Annotated in this window: 10 protein-coding genes; 6 read left to right on the top strand and 4 right to left on the bottom strand. The window is 72.4% G+C overall.

The window, feature by feature from the left end; genetic code table 11:
* Positions 1–2: 2 nt before the first annotated feature.
* From OG711_RS02600 to OG711_RS02590, 3 genes are read right to left on the bottom strand one after another with little or no spacing between them, the layout of a single operon-like run.
* Positions 3–746, bottom strand: a complete 744-nt coding sequence (locus OG711_RS02600; RefSeq protein WP_266504829.1) for a class I SAM-dependent methyltransferase — start codon at positions 744–746, stop codon at positions 3–5.
* Positions 743–1,762, bottom strand: coding sequence for a sulfotransferase family protein (locus OG711_RS02595; protein ID WP_073786032.1), 1,020 nt, complete (start codon positions 1,760–1,762; stop codon positions 743–745). The genes OG711_RS02600 and OG711_RS02595 overlap by 4 nt, the downstream gene beginning before the upstream one ends.
* Before the next feature lie 3 nt (positions 1,763–1,765).
* Positions 1,766–3,430, bottom strand: a complete 1,665-nt coding sequence (locus OG711_RS02590) for a B12-binding domain-containing radical SAM protein (protein WP_266504824.1) — start codon at positions 3,428–3,430, stop codon at positions 1,766–1,768.
* 174 nt (positions 3,431–3,604) lie between these two features.
* Between OG711_RS02590 and OG711_RS02585 the strand changes: the two genes are divergently transcribed.
* Complete coding sequence (locus tag OG711_RS02585; protein ID WP_329558244.1) at positions 3,605–4,759, top strand: sulfatase; 1,155 nt, start codon at positions 3,605–3,607, stop codon at positions 4,757–4,759.
* Positions 4,756–6,111: an MFS transporter gene (locus OG711_RS02580; RefSeq protein WP_329558243.1), complete on the top strand. Its 1,356-nt coding sequence runs from the start codon at positions 4,756–4,758 to the stop codon at positions 6,109–6,111. Before OG711_RS02585 ends, OG711_RS02580 begins: the two co-directional genes overlap by 4 nt.
* Here OG711_RS02580 and OG711_RS02575 read toward each other — a convergent pair.
* On the bottom strand, positions 6,019–6,963 hold the full coding sequence (locus OG711_RS02575) for a ParB/RepB/Spo0J family partition protein (protein WP_329558242.1): 945 nt from the start codon (positions 6,961–6,963) through the stop codon (positions 6,019–6,021). The two genes, OG711_RS02580 and OG711_RS02575, sit on opposite strands and share 93 nt — an antisense overlap.
* Positions 6,964–7,358: 395 nt before the next feature.
* Here OG711_RS02575 and OG711_RS02570 point away from each other — a divergent pair, with 395 nt between their 5' ends.
* The 4 genes from OG711_RS02570 to OG711_RS02555 are packed head-to-tail and all read left to right on the top strand — an operon-like array spanning position 7,359 to position 18,128.
* On the top strand, positions 7,359–9,011 hold the full coding sequence (locus OG711_RS02570) for a non-ribosomal peptide synthetase (RefSeq protein WP_329563573.1): 1,653 nt from the start codon (positions 7,359–7,361) through the stop codon (positions 9,009–9,011).
* A complete protein-coding gene (locus OG711_RS02565) occupies positions 9,008–10,276 on the top strand; it encodes an FAD-dependent oxidoreductase (RefSeq protein WP_329558241.1) in 1,269 nt (422 codons plus the stop codon). The genes OG711_RS02570 and OG711_RS02565 overlap by 4 nt, the downstream gene beginning before the upstream one ends.
* A complete protein-coding gene (locus OG711_RS02560) occupies positions 10,270–10,842 on the top strand; it encodes a DUF6875 domain-containing protein (protein ID WP_178390975.1) in 573 nt (190 codons plus the stop codon). The genes OG711_RS02565 and OG711_RS02560 overlap by 7 nt, the downstream gene beginning before the upstream one ends.
* On the top strand, positions 10,839–18,128 hold the full coding sequence (locus OG711_RS02555; RefSeq protein WP_329558240.1) for a non-ribosomal peptide synthetase: 7,290 nt from the start codon (positions 10,839–10,841) through the stop codon (positions 18,126–18,128). Before OG711_RS02560 ends, OG711_RS02555 begins: the two co-directional genes overlap by 4 nt.
* Position 18,129 lies beyond the last annotated feature (1 nt).

The raw sequence follows: 18,129 nt of genomic DNA, 5'->3' as shown, positions 1-18,129 counted from the left end.
GATCAGACCCTCGTTCCCGAGGCGACGACGAACAGCATGTGATCGGTGATCCGCCCGTCCGCCTCGGCCACCGCGTGCCGTGCGCGGAACGCGGGTGACGCCTTCCGGTAGCGGTCCCGGATGGCCTCCCGCGCGTCTTCGCCGATCGCGCCGTTGTCCGACCACACGTCCACGTCCTCCACCGACACGTACCGCTGCGAGCTCACCGGATCGCACCCGGCGCCGGTGAGCAGGGCCTCGACATCGCCGGGCCGGAAGAAGTGCCGCCGGGCCGGGTTGCGCAGCCGCAGGATCTCGAAGTACTCGTCGCGGTCGTCGTCCCCGTAGGCGCACAGGTGGGTCAGCACGACCCGCCCGCCCGGCCGGGTCACCCGCACCATCTCCCGCACCGCGTCCGGCAGGCTCATGAACTGGATCCCCTGACGGCACACCACGATGTCGAACGTGCCGTCCTCGAACGGCAGTTCCTCGGCCGGGGCGATGACCAGTTCGTCGAGCACGTCGCCCGTCTGCTCGGCCATCTCCGGCGTGATGTCCACGCCGACCAGCCGCCGTACCCGCCCGGCGAACAGCCTTGACACCAGGCCGGTGCCGCACGCCACGTCCAGGACCGCGTCGCCCGGCCGGGGCGCCGCCGTGGACAGCATCAGCTCGCCGAGCGTGTCGTCGGTGCACCACGAACTGGACCGGTCGTAGGTGCTCGCGCGGTCCGCGAAGTGCGTGCGGACGCTTCCTGTCTCGTTCATCTGCTCTCTCCTGCCGGAACCAGGGGACGGCCCGGCCTCGCGCGGCGGCGCAGCCGGCGGACGGTGGCGTCGCGCCGCCAGCGCCGGAAGTGGTTGCGGTCGGTGCGCAGCGATCGCGCCTCCACCGCCAGCCGCACCGCGAAGCCGCGCAGCGCGACGCCGAAGGGCCCGGGAGCCGGTTCGCCCAGCGAGGCCCCGTCGAACGGGTAGCGAAGCGTCTCCATCGCCCGCGCGGCCACGCTCTCCACCTGACGCCGCTCCCGGTCGGACAGCTCCCGCCGGTGGGCGCCGATCCGGGCCGTGGTGATCGGGTCGCCCGCCGTGCGCCAGGACGCCGACAGCGACGCGGTCACCCGGGCGTTGCCACCGAGGTGGTGCGCCAGCATCGCGGGCTCGAACGCCTCACCGATGAAGTCGCAGATCGCCCGGATCTCCCGGTCGGGCGCGGACACCAGGTCCTCGTACCGCACCAGGTGCACCACGGCCGGCCCCCACCGCTCCAGGGCCGCGCGGGCGAGCTCCTGCTCGGCCGCCCACCGCTGCGCCATCCGGTACGGGTGGCAGTAGCCGAACACGGCCCGCTTCGCGGACGCGGCCACATCGCGGGGATCGCGCACCAGCCACAGGAACCGCGCGTCCGGGAGTTCGGCGAGCACCTCGTCGACGTGCTCGACCATGAACGTGCTCTTGCACCCCCACCGGGCCGCGCCCTCCGCGACGCGGTACTGGTCGTAGATCGCCGACACCACCCCGAACAGCGACGGGCCGGCCGCCCCGGCCACCGCGCCCCGGTCGATCACGTGCGGCCACGGGTGGATGTGGTCGCGCAGCAACCACATCGCGTCGCCCACCATCGCGTCGACATCACCGTGGTACGGGATGCCGGACAGGTACCGCATGAAGTGCGGAGGATGCGGTACCGCGATCCGCGAGTGCGCGTCGAGCACCAGCCGCAGCAGGTTCGACCCGGAGCGCTCGGTCCCGATGATCAGGATCGGGCCGTCCTGAGTGGGCACCCGTCAGCCCCCGACCGCGAGCTTCTTCGCGCCGCAGTCCATCAGGGTGCTCCCGACCGCGGCCACCTCCGGGTCGGCCACCTTGTCCAATGTGTACAGCTCGGAACCGGGGACCAGTGGCGCGGCGGCGGAACTCCACTCCGTGCGCCAGCCGTTCCCGGCATACGACGTCGACCGCTCGGTGCCGTCGGCCGGCTGCGGGTGGAAGTACTGGAAGTGCTCCGGCCAGTGCTGGAAGTCCATCACCGGGCCGGGCTGATAGGCGTCGTACACACGCTTGTACGCGTCCCGGCAGACCTGCTCGGGCAGCCCGCTCACGTTGAGGAACTCGTCCTCGTGCAGCGCCTGTTCGACCGACAGCCAGTTCAGGTGGTCGATCTCGGAGCGAATCATCTTGTTCTGCCGCGCGTTCTGGTACACCGTCGTACCGGGCATGGCCGACAGATACTTCACCCGGGTCACATGGTTGTACTGCTCGGCGAACTGCACCATGTCCGACAGTGACTCCTCGGTCTCGTTCGGCAGACCGACGATGAGCAGCGAGCCGAACCGCACGCCGCCGTCGAACGTGGTGCGCATCGCGCGGACGGTCAGGTTCTCGCTGCTGCCCTTGCGGGCCTCGCGCAACACCTCGCGGCCCAGCGACTCGACGCCGTACAGGATGATGTCCGCGCCCGCCTCCCGCATCGCGTCGATGCGCGGTACGTCCATGTCGGCGCACCGGGTCAGACAGGTCCACCGCAGATCGTGCTGGGAGATCACGTCGCACATCTCGATGGTCTGGCCGCGGTGCGAGCTGAACGTGAGGTCGACGAAGAAGCAGAAGTCCACGCCGTACTGGGTTTTCAGCCAGTCGAGGTCCCGGTCCATCTTCTCCGGCGACTTCGCCCGCACCTGCGGGGTGGTGCGATAGCAGAACGAGCAGTCCATCTTGCAGCCGCGGCTGTAGGACGAGATGACCTGCGGCTGCATGCCGAGCGGCGAGCGCGCCTGAGGCCACAGGTCGAGCCGCATCCTGGGCAGCGCGTCGAGATCCATCATCTGGCCGCGCGGTGGCGTGCGGCGCGCCTTGCCCTTCTCGTCCCGGTAGCAGATGCCCTTGATGGTCGGGAGATCCTGCTTCCACGCGCCGCGGGAGTAACTCTCCATCAGCTCCAGGATGGTGATCTCGCCCTCGCTGATCACCGCGACGTCGCAGTCGGTGTCCGACATGAATATTGCCGGAACGGAAGTGACCAGCGAGCCGCCGCAGATGATCGGTATCTCCGGGTGCGACTCACGGACCATCGCCATCAGCTCGCGACAGAACGGGAAGTTGTCCTCGAACGTGCACACACCGAGCACGTCGGTGCCTTCGACGATCTGGTCGTACGCCGCCTGGAGGGGGTTCGGGGTGTAGCGGACGTCGATGATGCGCACCGGGTACCCGGCGTTGTGCAGCACGGTCGAGATGTACGTCGCACCCTCGTAGGGTGAGGTGAGGAAGAACTCCCACCCGCGCGGCATGGTGAAGGGCGAGGGCCCCACGACGAGGGTGAACCTCGGCAGCGTGGGATCGACAGGCACCGGTTCGGCGTCCTGGTTGCGCATCTGATCGATATAGCGCTGGTCGACGCTGCCGTTCGCGTCGGCATACAGCTCCAGGGCCAGGGACAACTTGCGCGCCATATGAATTCTCCCTCGCGTCGATGTCGTGGACGCTCCGCTGGCCAACTGTAGGGGCGGGATGTGCTGTTCGGCACAGGTGTTCATGCCGCGCTGTTCGCCGTTGTCGTACGCGGGGAGCCCGTTGCTAGCCTTCGGGGCCGCTGGCCGTCGACAGAGGAATACAGAGGAACCCCGGTGACCACACAGCCGAACATCCTGTTCATCTCCTTGGACACCGTGCGCGCCGACGTGGCCTATTCGGGGAAGTACCCCGGCGTGGAACGGCTGCGCGCGAACGGGGTCAGCTTCACGCAGGCGATCTCGTCGTGCCCCCTCACGCCGGTCAGCCACGCCACGGTGTTCACCGGGCTCCAGCCGCCCCGCCACGGGGTCAGGCATCTGTTCCGCGAATCGCTCGACAAGCGGGTGCCGACGCTCGCGGAATGCCTGTCGGCGGCCGGGTACACGAGCGGCGCGGTGGTGTCCTGCCCCGGCCTGAACAAGTGGTACGGGATCGACCGCGGGTTCGACTTCTACGACGACGAGATCCCGCTGCTGCCGGACGGCCGGGACCCGCTGTCGGTCGGCGACGTGAAGCTGCGTGGGCTGGCGCTCAAGCGCGCCCCGGTGGTGGTCGACCGCGCCACCCGCTGGCTTGAGTCGCTGGAAGGCGACGGCCCGTTCTTCCTGTTCGCGCACTTCTTCGACGCGCACTGGCCGTACGAGCCGCCGGAGGATGTCGGCGTCGAGGTGGCGAACCCGTACGAAGGCGAGGTCGCCTACACCGACCACTACGTCCAGCTCCTGCTGCGCCGCATCGCCGAGATGGGCCACGACATCGAATCGATGCTGGTGGTGTGCTTCTCCGATCACGGCGAGGACCTGGCCGGGTGGTACCCCAACGACCACGCCGGCGACCTCGGTCACCCGTACGAGGAGGGCCACGGCTGCCTGCTGTTCGACGCGACCCAGCACGTGCCGCTGATCATCAGCGGCCCCGGGGTGCCGGCGGGGATGAGCGTGGACAGTCAGGTGCGGCTGGTCGACATCATGCCGACGGTGCTCGACCAGCTCGGTCTGGACCCGCGGTCGTCGGACGGTGCCTCGCTGACCGAGTTCTTCGCGGCCGGCACCGGGGCGTCCCGCGAGGCCTACTCGGAGACCTACTTCCCGCAGGAGCGGGCCGCCGCCTCGGACGACTACCCGGACCTGAAGGCGCTGCACTCGGTGCGGGCGGACGGGCGGAAGGTGATCTGGGAGGCGGACGGGCAGCAGGTGTGGGCCTACGACCTCGCCGCCGATCCCCACGAGCTCGGCGGGCGGGCCCTCGTGTCCGATGAGGACGCGTGAAACCCGGGGCGACCTCGGATCCTCGTTCGGTCCGCCGGGTGCTGATCGCGAGCACGATCGGCACCGCCATCGAGTGGTACGACTTCTATCTGTACGCGACGGCGTCCGCGCTGGTGTTCGGCCCGCTGTTCTTCCCGGGGTCGTCGACCGCCGGCGGTGTGCTCGCGTCGTTCGCCACCTACGCGGCCGGGTTCGTCGCGCGCCCGCTGGGCGGCCTGCTGTTCGGCCACTTCGGCGACCGGGTGGGCCGCAAGTCGATGATGGTGTGGACGTTGCTCGTCATGGGCATCGCCACGTTCGGCGTCGGCCTGCTGCCCACCTATGACACGGCCGGTGTCCTCGCGCCGGTCCTGCTGGTGACGTTGCGTGTCGCGCAGGGCATCGGCATCGGCGGCGAATGGGGAAGCGCGGTGCTGCTCAGCACCGAACACGGCCCGCCCGGACGCCGGGGCTTCTTCAGCAGCTGGCCCGCGATGGGCTTCGCGCTGGCGTTGTTCGCCAGCAACCTGACCTTCGTACTGCTCTCCCAGCTGCCCGAGGAGGACTTCCTGACCTGGGGGTGGCGGCTGCCGTTCCTGGCGTCGATCGTCCTGGTCGGCATCGGTATCTGGGTCCGGCTGGGGATCGAGGAGACACCGGAGTTCGTGCGTGGCCGGGCGGAGAGCCGCCCCGCCCGGGTACCGGTGATCATGGTGCTGCGGCGGTGGCCGCGCCGCGTGGTGATCGGCATCCTCGCCTCGCTCGGCACCGGGTCGGTGATCGCGATGTTCACCGTGTTCCTGGTGGCGCACGCGGCGAAGTCCGGGCCGGAGGTGCGGTCGACCGTGCTGACCTGGCTGATGATCGCGGCCCTCGGGGAGTGCGTGACACTGCCGCTGTTCGGCGCGCTGTCCGACCGGTTCGGCCGCCGGCCGGTCATGATCTTCGGCTACGTGGTCTCGGTGGCGGCGCTGATCCCGGCGGGCGCCTGGCTGTCCTCCGGCGATCCGACACTGGTCGCCCTGGTGTTCATCCCCGCGCTGACCCTCGCGCACGGCGCCATCTACGGTGGCCTGGCCGCGTTCCTGGTGGACCTGTTCCCGACGATGGTGCGGTTCTCCGCGATCGCCGTGACCTACCAGGTGGGCGTCACGATCTCCAGCTTCTGGCCGCTGGTCGCGGTCGCGATCGTCGGCGACGCGTCGGCGCTGCTCCCGGTGGTCGCGCTGTTCGCGGTGGTCCAGCTCGCGGCGGCGATCGCCGTGGCGTGCGCGCCGGACTCACGCGCTGACGCGGACCTGGCCGCGGATCCGGCAGGCGAACGCCGACCAGTCGGCCGCGCAGTCCAAGGCGAGGTCGGCGACCACCGGTGACCAGTGCGGGGGGACGGCCGCCGCGAGGCGGTCCCACTGCGCGGCGTCGAGGGTGTTGGCGTCGAGCAGCCGCAGGAGCGCGCGGCCGGTCTCGCAGAACCGCAACGACGGATCGGTGCGCAGCGAGCGCAGCAACCGGTCCCGCTCGGCGCGCGGCGTGCCGTTGCCACCGCCGGTGCTGTTGCCCGGTGCGTTGTTCTCCGGTGCGTCGTTATCCGTACAGTTTTCGGCGGAAAGGCGATGCCGCGGCGGAATAGGATTCTCGCCGCGCCGCATTCTTTCCCGGACATCCCGGGCGGTGCCGACCGATATTCCGGCGATTCGGGCGATCGCCCGCAACGAAAGATCTGGATTGTTCGAAATTGCCTGACTCGCAATCGTGCGTCCACGGGAGGCGTCGAGTGGCCGCACTTTCCCGTCGCGGCCGAGGCGGGTGTGCAACTGAGTCATTTCGCCGGTTGCACGCTGCCGGATCGCGGCCACCGTCTTGGTGGACAAACCGGCTGTCGACGCGATCAGCCGGTCCGACAGGTGCGGATGCGACGAGAGGATCCGGGAGGCGGCGGCGGTTCGGTCGGCCAGCGTCAGCGGTAAACCCTGGTTCACGTTGGCGCTCACGGCCAGGACGAACGCGTCCTCCTCGGTGCCGTCGACGAACCGCACGCCGATGGTGGCGTCCCCGCGCAGCTTGGCCGCGCGCAAGCGGTGCACGCCGTCGATCACCCGCATGGTCGGCCGGTGCACGAGGATCGGCGGGAGGTCGTCCGGACACTGCGCGAGCGCGCTGACGTGGTCCGGACTGGAGCCGGCGACCCGCACGAGACCCGTTTCCGTCAACTGGTCGACCGGCACGGACGTAGGCGGCGTGTCCCTTGGTTGCGTATCCAGCGATGTCCCGCTCATCCGAACCCCTCCAGATGGGCCAACCCATTTCCGAGTACGACTCGGTCACGCTCGGCAGCGCGCAACTGATCAGGTCTCGGGGAAGCGGCTACAAGATACTGGCCAGGTTATGGCGCCGAACAGACCGGCGGGACAAGCTTTCCATGAGCAAGTTCTCATCATTGCCATCGTGGTCAGCGCATCGGGTGAGCGCCGAACTAAGCACCTCGTCGACCTCGTTGACACCGATCCGCGTCATAAGACAGAGTTCCCCTCGTTCCCCTAATGGATTTCCGTGGAACACGGAGTGTGAAACCGCAGTGGACGCGCGAATAGATACGGTGAATTCCATACCGGCCGAGACGATGCTGGGGATGTTCCGGCGCCAGGTCGCCCGGAGCCCGGAGTCGATCGCGGTTGTCGCCGCCGGCGGCACGCTCTCCTACGGTGAGCTCGACGCCCGCGCCTTCGCGGTGGCGGGCGGGCTGCGGGACCGCGGAGTCGGGCCGGACGACATCGTCGCCGTCGCGATCCCACGCGGCGCGGACATGGTCGTCGCCGTCGTCGCCGTCCTCGCCGCGGGAGCCGCGTATCTGCCGGTCGACCCCGCCCAACCGCCGGACCGGGTGGCCGCCGTGCTCGCCGACGCCCGTCCCGCCCTGGTGTTGACGCCGGGGGAGCTGCGGGCGCTGGAGGCCGCGCCGGTGTCCGCCGCCCCGGTGACGGATCCCGATCCGGCGAGCGCCGCCTACGTCATCTACACCTCCGGCTCGACCGGACGGCCCAAGGGCGTGGTCGTTCCCCATACGGGGATCGCTCGACTCGTCGCGGCGCAACGGGAACGCTTCGGTGCCGGACCGGGTGCCCGGGTGTTGCAGTACGCGTCGGTCGGCTTCGACGTGGCCGTCGCCGACCTGTGCATGGCGCTGCTCACCGGGGCCGCGCTCGTTCTCGCGCCGCCCGAGGGACTTCCGCCCGGCGAACCGTTCGCCCGGTTCGTCGCCGAGCACGGCGTCACCCATGTGTGCATGCCACCGAGCGCGCTCGCCACCCAGCCGGACATGGCGCTGCCCTCGGTCGCCTGCCTGATCGTCGCGGGGGAGGCGCTGGGCCCGGACCTCGTCGCCCGGTGGTCCGCCGGCCGCCGGATGATCAATGCCTACGGCCCGACCGAGACGACCGCGTGCGCCACCATGAGCGCGCCGCTCACCGGCGGCCCGGTGGTGCCTATCGGGGCGGCGATCCCCGGCACCGAACTGCGGGTGCTGGACGAGAAGTGCGCCCCGGTCGACGAGGGCGAACTGTACATCGGCGGCGCCGGGGTCGCGCGCGGCTATCTGGGCTGCCCCGGGACGACCGCGCAGCGGTTCGTCGCCGATCCGTGGGGTCCGCCCGGGTCGCGCATGTTCCGCACCGGCGACCTGGTCCGCGTGCTGCCGAACGGTGACCTGCTGTTCCTCGGCCGGGCCGACGATCAGGTGAAGATCCGCGGTCACCGGGTCGAACCGGCCGAGGTGGAGGCCGCGCTCGGCGCTCACCCGGCGGTGGCGCGGGCCGCCGTCGTCGCCCGCTCCGGACCGCTCGGCGCCTACCTGGTGGGCTACGTGCTGCCGCGCGGCGCGAGCGTGCCGGACCTGCGCGCGCACCTCGCCGAGCGGCTGCCGGCCCACCTCGTCCCGGACATGATCGAGGTGGTCGGGCACTTCCCGTTGACCCCCAACGGAAAACTGGACCGGGCCGCGTTCGCCGAGCCCGCGCCGCGGGCGTCGGGCTCGCTCGCCGACGACCTCGCCCGATTGTTCGCCGAGGTGCTGTCGGTGGACGCGGTCGCGCCGGACGACGACTTCTTCGCCCTCGGTGGCACCTCGCTCATGGCCACCGCGCTGGTCAGCCGGATCCGGGTCGAACTGGCCGTGGACGCGTCCGTGGCCACCGTGTTCGACGCCTCCACACCCGCAGATCTCGTCGAAGCCCTGGTCGCGATGGACCCGGTCGACCCGGCCGGGGGCCGGACATGAACGTCGTCATCGTCGGGGCGGGGATGGCCGGAACCATGCTGGCGATCCGGCTGGCCCGCCGCGGCCACCGGGTGGACGTGGTGGAGCGGCGCGGCGACCCGCGCGGCACCAACGGCCCGGACGCCGCGTCGATCAGCGTCGGGCTGTCCGAACGCGGGCGGGCGGCGTTGCGCGACATCGGCCTCCTGGAGGAGGCCCTGGCCAAAGCGGTTCCCATGCGCGGGCGGATCGTCCACCACAGCGGCCGGACCACCTACCAGCCCTACGGCTCTGACGACACCGAGGTGCTGCACTCGGTCCGCCGCCACGACCTCAACATCGCCCTGCTCGACGCCGCCGAAGCGGTCCCCCGGGTGCGGCTGTGGTTCGGGCACCGCGTCACCGGCCTGGCCGGAACCGAGGTGCGGACCGCGGCCCGGACGTTCCCGGCGGATCTCGTCGTCGGCGCGGACGGCGCGTACTCGACCGTGCGCGCGCACCTGCACCGCCAGGTGCGCGCCGAGTTCCACCAGACGCATCTGGACTGGGGCTACCGGGAGTTCACCATCCCGGCCGTCGACCGGCCGGAGGCGCTGCACGTGTGGCCGGGCAGGCGGGGACTGGTGGTGGCACACCCCAACCCGGACGGATCGCTGACCGGCACCGTGTTCCTGCCGTTCGACGGCGACACCGGATTCGCGGGGCTGCGCGACAAGGCGCGGGCCGGGGCGTTCCTGGCCGAGGAGTTCGGCGACCTGACCGAACTGGTGCCGGACCTGGTCACCCAGTTCCTCGCGCACGAGCCGGGCAGCCTGGTGACGGTGCGCACCGCGCCGTGGCAGCACGACCGTGTCGTCCTCGTCGGCGACGCCGCGCACGCCGTGTACCCGTTCTACGGCCAGGGGATGAACGCCGCGTTCGAGGACTGCGCGGTGCTCGACGCCTGTCTCGCCGAGCACGCCCCGGGCGACGCGCTCGCCGCGTTCGAGGCCCGCCGCCGTCCGCACACCGATGTGCTCGCCGAGCTGTCCGCCCGCAACTTCGTGGAGCTGCGCGACCGGGTGCGGTCACCGGTGTTCCTGGCCCGCAAACGGATCGACTTCACGCTCGGCCGCCTGTTACCGGGGTGGCGGACGCTGTACGCGATGATCAGCCACAGCAGCCTCCCGTACGGCGACGCGCTCGCCCGGGCCCGCCGCCAGGACCGCCTCCTCGGCGGACTCGCCGGGCTCGGCGCGGTCACGTTGCTCGCTGCGGCACGGCGGAAGCGGAGCGGGAGATGCTGAGCCACCCGTCGGGTGACGTCGCGCTGTTCGAGCCGGACCACCCGGACCTGCCTGCCGCCGCCGAGGTGGTGCTGGCCTGGGCACGGTCCTACCTGTGCCGGCCGCACCCCGATCTGGGGCGGAGCGGCGACGTCTGCCCGTACACGGCCGTCTCGCTGGAACGGGGCGGGCTCTTCCTCGCCGAACACCCCGGACGGCCGGACCTGCGGGCGGTGATGACCGCCTACCGCGACTGGTTCCCGGACCTGCCGCCGCGTGACGGGCCGCAGGCCAGATACCGGACGGTCCTGGTGGTGCTGCCGGACATCACGCCCGGCGAGATCGACCGCATACAGCGAGAGCTGAAGCCCGGATTCGTGGAACGCGGTCTGATGATCGGTGAGTTCCACCCGGGACCGCCGTCCGCGCCCGGTCTGTGGAACCCGGACTTCCGGCCGCTGCGCAGCCCGCTGCCGCTGCTGGCGGTGCGGCACATGGTGGCCGCCGACGCGCCGTTCCTGCGGGCGGACCCGGAGCATCTGGCGGCGTACCGGCGCCGGTTCGGGGACCGGGGAGCGTACCGATGACGGTCCCGCTCCCGCCCGGGGCCAGACGACTGTGGTTCCTTGAGGCGTTCGCCGAAGGGGCACCCCTGCACAACAACCCGGCGGTGTTCCGGCTGGCCGGCCCCGTGTCGGTGGACGCGCTCCAGCGCGCGGCGGATCTGGTGGTGGCCCGGCACCCGGTGCTGCGCACCACCTTCGACGAGGTCGACGGCGAGCCGGTCGGACGGGTGGGTCCGGTGGGCGCCGCGGACGTCGTGGTGCGGACGGTGCCGGACGCGGAGGCGTTCGCGGCGCAGGCCGCACGGGAGCCGTTCGACCTGCGCACCGGGCCGTTGTTCCGGATCCGGCTGGGCCGGATCACACCGACCGACCACGTACTGGTGATCAACACGCATCACGCGGCCGTCGACGGTAGGTCACTGTCGGTGCTGTGCGAGGAGATCAGCGCCCTGTACGCCGACCCGGCCCGGCCACTGCCGGATCCCGGGGCGCCGCCGGACACCGTCGACCACGACCCGTCCCGCCGGGTGTCCGAGCTCGACGGTGTGCCGGACCTGCTCACCCTGCCCACCGACCGGCCCCGCCCGAGGATGCGCGCCTTCCGGGGGGAGCTGCGCCGCCACACCGTCCCGGAGGGTCTCACCGCGCGGGTCGACGCGCTCGCCCGCGCCACGCGCGCCACCCGGTTCGTCGTGTTGCAGGCCGCGTACGCCGCCACATTGGGCACGACGGCCGGTCAGGACGACGTGGTGGTCGCCACCCTGGTGTCCGGGCGGCCGGGACCGGAGTTCGCCGGCGTCGTCGGAATGTTCGTGAACCCGGTGCCGTTGCGGATGGGGATCGGCGGCGATCCGACGTTCCGTGAGCTGGTGGCCAGGGCCCGCCGCGCGGTCGCGGCGGGACTGGGCGGTGCGGCGGTCCCGTTCGACCGGATCGTCGAGGCGGTCGGCGCCTCCCGCGACCCGAGCCACGCGCCGCTGTGCCAGGCACACCTCGTGATGCAGGACCCACCCGAGGTGGTGTTCCCCGGAGTGCGGGCCGACCGGATGCCGCCGGACACGGGCACGGCCGACGTCGACCTCACCGTGATGGTGGAGTCCGGCGGCGCGGAGATGGCGGTGGTCACCGAGCACGACACGGACCTGTTCGACGGTGCGACGGTCGACGGTGTCGCCGGGCGGCTGCTGGCCTTGCTGGACCGCGCGTGCGCCGACCCCGACCGCCGGTTGTCGGCGTTGACGGCGGGGTCCTCGGTGATGGCCGCGCCGGTGGCCGGGCCCGCCGGTGCTCCGGCGCCGTCGACCGTGCTGGAGCTGATCCGGTTCGGCGCGGACGGCCTCGCGGTGGGTGAGTTGTCCTACGCCGAGCTGGAGCGCCGTTCGGCGGCGCTGGCCTCGGTGCTGCGGGCGAAGGGCGCCGGGCCGGAGGCGTGGGTCGCGGTGGACCTGCCGCGCGGCACGGACCTGGTGGTGGCCGTCCTCGGGATCTGGCGGGCGGGCGCGGTGTACGTGCCGGTGGAACCGTCGTGGCCCGAGCCGAGGCGCCGGGCCGTCACCGGGGCCGCCCGTGTCGTGCTGACCGAGATCCCTGACCTGCCGGAGGAGTTCGAGCGCGTCGATCCCGGAATCGGCCCCGAGTCACTGGCGTATGTGTTCCACACGTCCGGGTCGACCGGCCGCCCGAAGGCCGTGGGCGTGCCGCACCGCGCGGTGGCCGGGATGCTGGCCCGGTCGACGGCGCTGGTGGGGCTGGGCGCCGGGGACGTGGTGGCGGCCATGATCTCCCCGGCGTTCGACATCTCGGTGTGGGAACTGGTGGCGCCGCTGACGGTGGGCGCCCGGGTGGCGCCGGTACCGCCGGAGATCGTGGTGGACGGGCCCGCGCTGGCGCGGCGTCTGACGGCCGAGGGGGTCACGGTCGTCCAGGTCACCCCGTCGGTGTGGGCGGTGCTGGTGGCGGCCGGAGGCGTGCCGGAGTGCGTGCGCGTCCGGGTGTCGATCGGGGAGGTGCTGACGCCGGAGCTGGCCGGGTCGCTGGGCGGGGCCGAGCTGTGGAACACGTACGGCCCGACCGAGACGACGATCTGGTCGACCGCCGAGCGGGTGCGCCAAGACAGCCGGTTCGGCATCGGCGACCCCCTCGACGGCGTGGCCCTGCGTCTGCTGAACGCGGGCCTGCGACCGGTCGACGACGACGTGGTCGGCGAGGTGTACCTGGGCGGATTCCCGCTGGCGCGCGGCTATCTCGGGGCGCCCGGCCGGACGGCCACGAGGTTCGTCGCCGACCCCTTCTCGCCGGTCCCCGGCGCGCGTATGTACGCGACGGGCGACCTGGCGCGGCGCCGCCCGGACGGCGTCGTGGAGTTCGTCGGGCGGGTGGACGCGCAGCTCAAGGTGCGCGGCCACCGGGTGGAACCGGCCGAGGTGGAGGCCGCGCTGCGGGCGGACCCGGAGGTCGCCGACGCCCGCGTGGCCGGTGACGGTGACCGCCTGGTGGCCTATGTGATCCCGGCCGCCGGGCGGCCCCGCTGGCCGAGGGTGCGGGAGCGGCTGAGCCGTGTCCTTCCCGCCTACCTGGTGCCCTCGGCGATGGTGTCCGTGGACGCGTTCCCGCTGACCAGCTCCGGAAAGCTGAACGTACGCGCCCTGCCCCCGCCGTCGGAGGACGCCGTCGCCGCTGCCCCCCACCCGGGTCCGGAGACCACGATCGCGGAGATCTTCGCGGGCCTGCTGGCCCGCCCGGTCAACCGCGACGACGACTTCTTCCTGTCCGGCGGCCATTCCCTGGCGGCGGTGAAGGCCGTCGCCAAGATCCGGGCGTCCCTCGGCGTGGAGGTGACGATCAGAACCCTGTTCGCCCACCCCACCGTCGCCACCCTGGCCGCCGCGATCGATCCGGGCCAGGCCGACCTCGGTACTCCGGAGATCCCGCACATCCCCGCGTCGGCGCCCGCTCCACCAGGGCAGCTGTCCGGCCCGCAGCGCGGACTGTGGATCATCCACCAGGCGGGCCAGGACGACGGCGCCTACGTCGTGCACGCCGCGCTCCGGTTGGAGGGTGCGCTCGACGAGGCGGACCTGCGCGCCAGGTTCGCCCGCACCCTGGCCACCCAACCCGTCCTGCGATCGGCGATCGTCGTCCATGACGACACCCCTTGGCTGAACGCGGCGCCTTACGCGGACGAGTTGGCGGCGAGGGCCTGGCGCACCACCGACCTGAGCGCTCACGCGGACCCGTGGCCGGAGGCCGAACGCCTGGCCGCCCAGGACGCCGACCACCCCTTCGACCTGACCCGGCGTCCGTTGGTGCGGGCCCACCTGATCAGAACCTCTCCCACGACCCATCTCTTGACGATCACCGCTCACCACCTCATCTGCGACGACACCTCGATGTCGATCCTGCTGAAGACCCTGACCACCGTGGATCCGAACTCCGCGCCCCTGTCCGGTGCCACGGACGTCCAGGGGACGAAGACGGCGCCCAGCACGAGGCCCGGCGCACCGGGACCACTGATCCCCACGCCGGCGGCCGTGGGTCCACGGCAGCGCACCACCGCGTTCTGGGCCGAGACACTCCGCGACGCCCCGGCTGTCTCCGGACCCTCGCCGGACCACCCGTACGGCGCGGCCCGGACCCCCGCGTCGGACAGTTCGCCGCACCCGGAATCCGGCCCGGCCCCGGCGCACCCCCGCCACGCGGGCGCCGCCCCCGGTGCCACCCACCGGTTCACCGTCCCGGCCGGGCTCGCCCGCCGCTTCGCCACCTGGTGCCGGGGCGAGCGGGCCACCACCTTCGCCGGTCTCCTCGCCGTCCTCGCCCTCGTCTCCTCCACCCGGGACGGTGGTGACGACCTCGTCGTCGGGGCTCCGGTCAGCACCCGTCCGCCCGGGTGGGACGACGTGATCGGCATGTTCGTCACGACCCTCCCGCTCCGGCTCCGCACGAACCGTGGAGCCACCCCCCGCGACCTGCTCGCCGACGCCACCGGGGTGGTGGCCGACGCGATGGACCACGCCGACATCTCGCTGGCCGACATCCTCACCACGGTCCCCACCCCACGGCAGGACCACCCCCTGTTCCGGACGATGCTGGTCCTCAACCGCGAGACGGCGCCCGTCACCTTCACCGGTCTGACCGCCACCCCGGTGCCGATCGACCGCGCCACCAGCCGTTTCGACCTCACCCTGCACATCAGGGAACGCGAGGACGACTGGCCCGCCCTCATCGACTACCGCACCGACCGGTACGAGGCGGACACGATCACCAGGATCGCCGACCAGCTGCTGGCGGTCATGGAGGCCGTGGTCCGCCACCCCGGCCTTCCGCTGGCGCAGCTGGACCTGTTGTCCCCGGCTGACAACGCCGTCCACACCGCCCTCGACACCCGGTCCGATCCCGCCTCCCCCGGCGGACCGGACACACCGTCCACCGGCCCGGCCGTCCGCACCCGACCGGCCGCCACGACCGTGGTGGACCTGATCGCGGCCCGCACCGCCCGGACCCCTGACGCCACCGCCGTCCTCGACCTCGCCGCCGCGCCCCTCACCTACCGCGACCTGGACCGCCGATCCTCAGCCGTCGCCCGCCACCTGCGCGAGGCAGGCATCCGGAGCGAGGACCCGGTCGCGGTCGCCATCCCGTCCAGCGCCGACGCGATCGTCGCGATCCTCGGCGTGCTCAAGGCGGGCGGATGCTTCGTCCCCGTCGACCCCGCCCAGCCGCTCTCCCGCCGACAGGCCCTGATCACCGCCAGCGGCGCGAGGACCGTGCTGACCCGCGACGCGCTCCCCGCCACCGGCCACCACGAACCCACGCCCATCCACCCGTCCCAACTCGCCTACGTCGTCCACACCTCCGGCTCCACCGGCGAACCCAAGGGCGTCGAAGTACAGCACGACACCCTCCTCAACCTCACCACCGCGTTCATCGCCGAACACGGCCTCACCGCCGCGCACCGCCTCCTCATGGTCCCGCCCCCGCACTTCGACGCCGCGTTCGGCGACATCTTCCCGGTCCTCGCGGCCGGGGCCACCCTGGTCATCCACCCCGACCCAGGGAGCCTCACCGGACCGGACCTCCTCGGCCTCTGCGTCGAGCACCGACTGACCGCGGTGGACACGGCGGCTCCCCTCTGGCAGCGCTGGGTGGCCGATCTCGCCGGGAAACGCCTCCCGTTGGAGCTCATGATGGTCGGCGGCGACATCGTCCCGGCGGCGACCGTCCGCGCGTGGGCGAAGCACGGCATTCCCCTCCACAACCACTACGGCCCGACGGAAGCCACCGTCTGCGCGACCAGCCACCGCACCGTCGACGGCAGCGAGCACCCTACCCGGCTGCCGATCGGCCGCCCGCTGCGACACGTCCGCGTCCACCTTCTCGACCGGGCTCTGCGCCGGGTGCCCGTCGGCGTGGTCGGTGAGGTCTACATCGGAGGGCTGGCGCCCGCCCGGGGGTACCGGGGAAGCCCGGCCGCGACCGCCGCGGCGTTCTTCGCCGACCCGTACGGCGCCCACCCCGGCGCCCGCATGTACCGGACCGGCGACCTCGCGAGGCTGAACCCGCACGGCACGTTCGAGTTCGTCGGCCGGGCCGACGACCAGGTCAAGATCCGCGGCAACCGGGTGGAGCCGGGGGAGGTGGCGGCCGTGCTCGCCGCGCACCCGGCCGTCGCGGAGGCCGTGGTGGTGGCCAGGGGCGACCGCCTCATCGGCTACGTCGGCGCCCCGGCCTCGACCGCACCCACCCGGAACGCACCCGATCCGACCACCCCCGACGCGCGGGTCGCCGTCCCGGACGCTTCCGGCCTGCGCGCCTTCTGCGCCGACCGCCTGCCCGCGCATCTCGTGCCGGACACCGTCGTCGTCCTCGACGCCCTGCCCACCACAAGCACCGGCAAGGTCGACAACACCGCCCTCCCCGACCCCCCCACCACCCCCTCCGCCCCGGCGGATCCGCCCCGGACCGCCACCGAGCGGGCCGTCGCCGCCATCTGGGCCACCGTCCTCGACCGGCCCGACGTGGACCGCACCGCGGATTTCTTCGCCATCGGCGGGCACTCGCTCATCGCCGCCCACGTCCTCGCCGCCGTCCGCGAACGCCTCGGCGTCACGGTGCCGATGCGCACACTGTTCACCGCCCCCACCGTGGCGGCGTTCGCGGCAGCCATCGACGACGGTGCCTCGGCGGACCTGCCCACGCTCGACCGGTTGCGCGCCGACGCCGTCCCCCCACCCGAGATCCGTCTCCGCGCCGTCCAACCACCCGGCGCCCCCTCGGCCGGCACGCCGCGCCGGATCCTGCTCACCGGCGCCACCGGCTTCCTCGGCCGCCACCTCCTCGGCCAGCTCCTGGCCCGGACCGACGCCCGGATCCACTGCCTCGTCCGCCAGGGCTCGATCGGCCGGCTGCCGGTCACCGACCGCGTGATCCCGGTCCCCGGCGACCTGTCCGAACCCGGCCTCGGCCTGTCCACGGAGGACCACGACACCCTCACGACCGTGGACGCGATCTACCACAACGCCGCCGTGCCGCACTTCGCCGCGCCCTACAACGCCCTCAAACCCGCCCACGTCGACGCCACCGCCGCGATCCTGCGCCTGGCCGGTGACAGCGGCGCCCCGCTGCACCTGATCTCCACCCTCGGTGTCTTCCTCGGGGACGCCTACGACGGCCGTGTCGTCACCGAGGACGACGCCCCCACCGACCCGAGCGGTCTCACCAGCGGCTACGACCTCAGCAAATGGGTGGCCGACGCCATGGCCGCCGCCGCCCGCGGCCACGGCCTGTCCGTCTCGATCCACCGCATCGCGGCCATCGTCGGCGACACCGCCACCGGCGCCGCCGACCCGCGCTCCGCGTTCAGCCGCTGGATCACCGGATGCGTCGCCGCGGGCGCCGTCCCGGACACCGCCGAGGTGCTGGACATGGTCCCCGTGGACACGGTGGCCGCGGCGGTCGTCGCGCTCTCACAGGTCCCGGACCACCTCGGTCGGGACCACCACTACCACGGCGACGGCGGCCTCACCCGTGCCGCCCTCGCCGCCACCCTCACCTCGGCCGGTCACCCGACCGAGGTGGTGCCGTACCACCGATGGCGGGAGCGGATGCTCGCCGACCCGGCCGGGCCCTTCGCCCCGCTCGCCTTCTCCCTGCCCGAACGCCCCCGCCCGCACCCGCGGTTCGACTGCTCCCGCACCTGGGCCGCCGCGGCCGGGGCGGGGGTGGGGTTCCCCCCGGCCAACGAGCGAATGCTGCGCAGGCACCTGGACTTCCTCACCGGTGCCGGCGCGCTTTCCGGAAGTGGATGAT

It is taken from the genome of Streptomyces uncialis (assembly GCF_036250755.1).
Classification (GTDB): Bacteria; Actinomycetota; Actinomycetes; order Streptomycetales; family Streptomycetaceae; genus Streptomyces; species Streptomyces uncialis.
This window is presented reverse-complemented; position numbering and strand designations above follow the sequence as displayed.

Coding starts and splice junctions, on each gene's coding strand:
- OG711_RS02600 (WP_266504829.1), bottom strand. CDS start 746: ATGAACGAGACAGGAAGCGTCCGCACGCACTTCGCGGACCGCGCGAGC.
- OG711_RS02590 (WP_266504824.1), bottom strand. CDS start 3,430: ATGGCGCGCAAGTTGTCCCTGGCCCTGGAGCTGTATGCCGACGCGAAC.
- OG711_RS02570 (WP_329563573.1), top strand. CDS start 7,359: ATGCTGGGGATGTTCCGGCGCCAGGTCGCCCGGAGCCCGGAGTCGATC.
- OG711_RS02565 (WP_329558241.1), top strand. CDS start 9,008: ATGAACGTCGTCATCGTCGGGGCGGGGATGGCCGGAACCATGCTGGCG.
- OG711_RS02560 (WP_178390975.1), top strand. CDS start 10,270: ATGCTGAGCCACCCGTCGGGTGACGTCGCGCTGTTCGAGCCGGACCAC.
- OG711_RS02555 (WP_329558240.1), top strand. CDS start 10,839: ATGACGGTCCCGCTCCCGCCCGGGGCCAGACGACTGTGGTTCCTTGAG.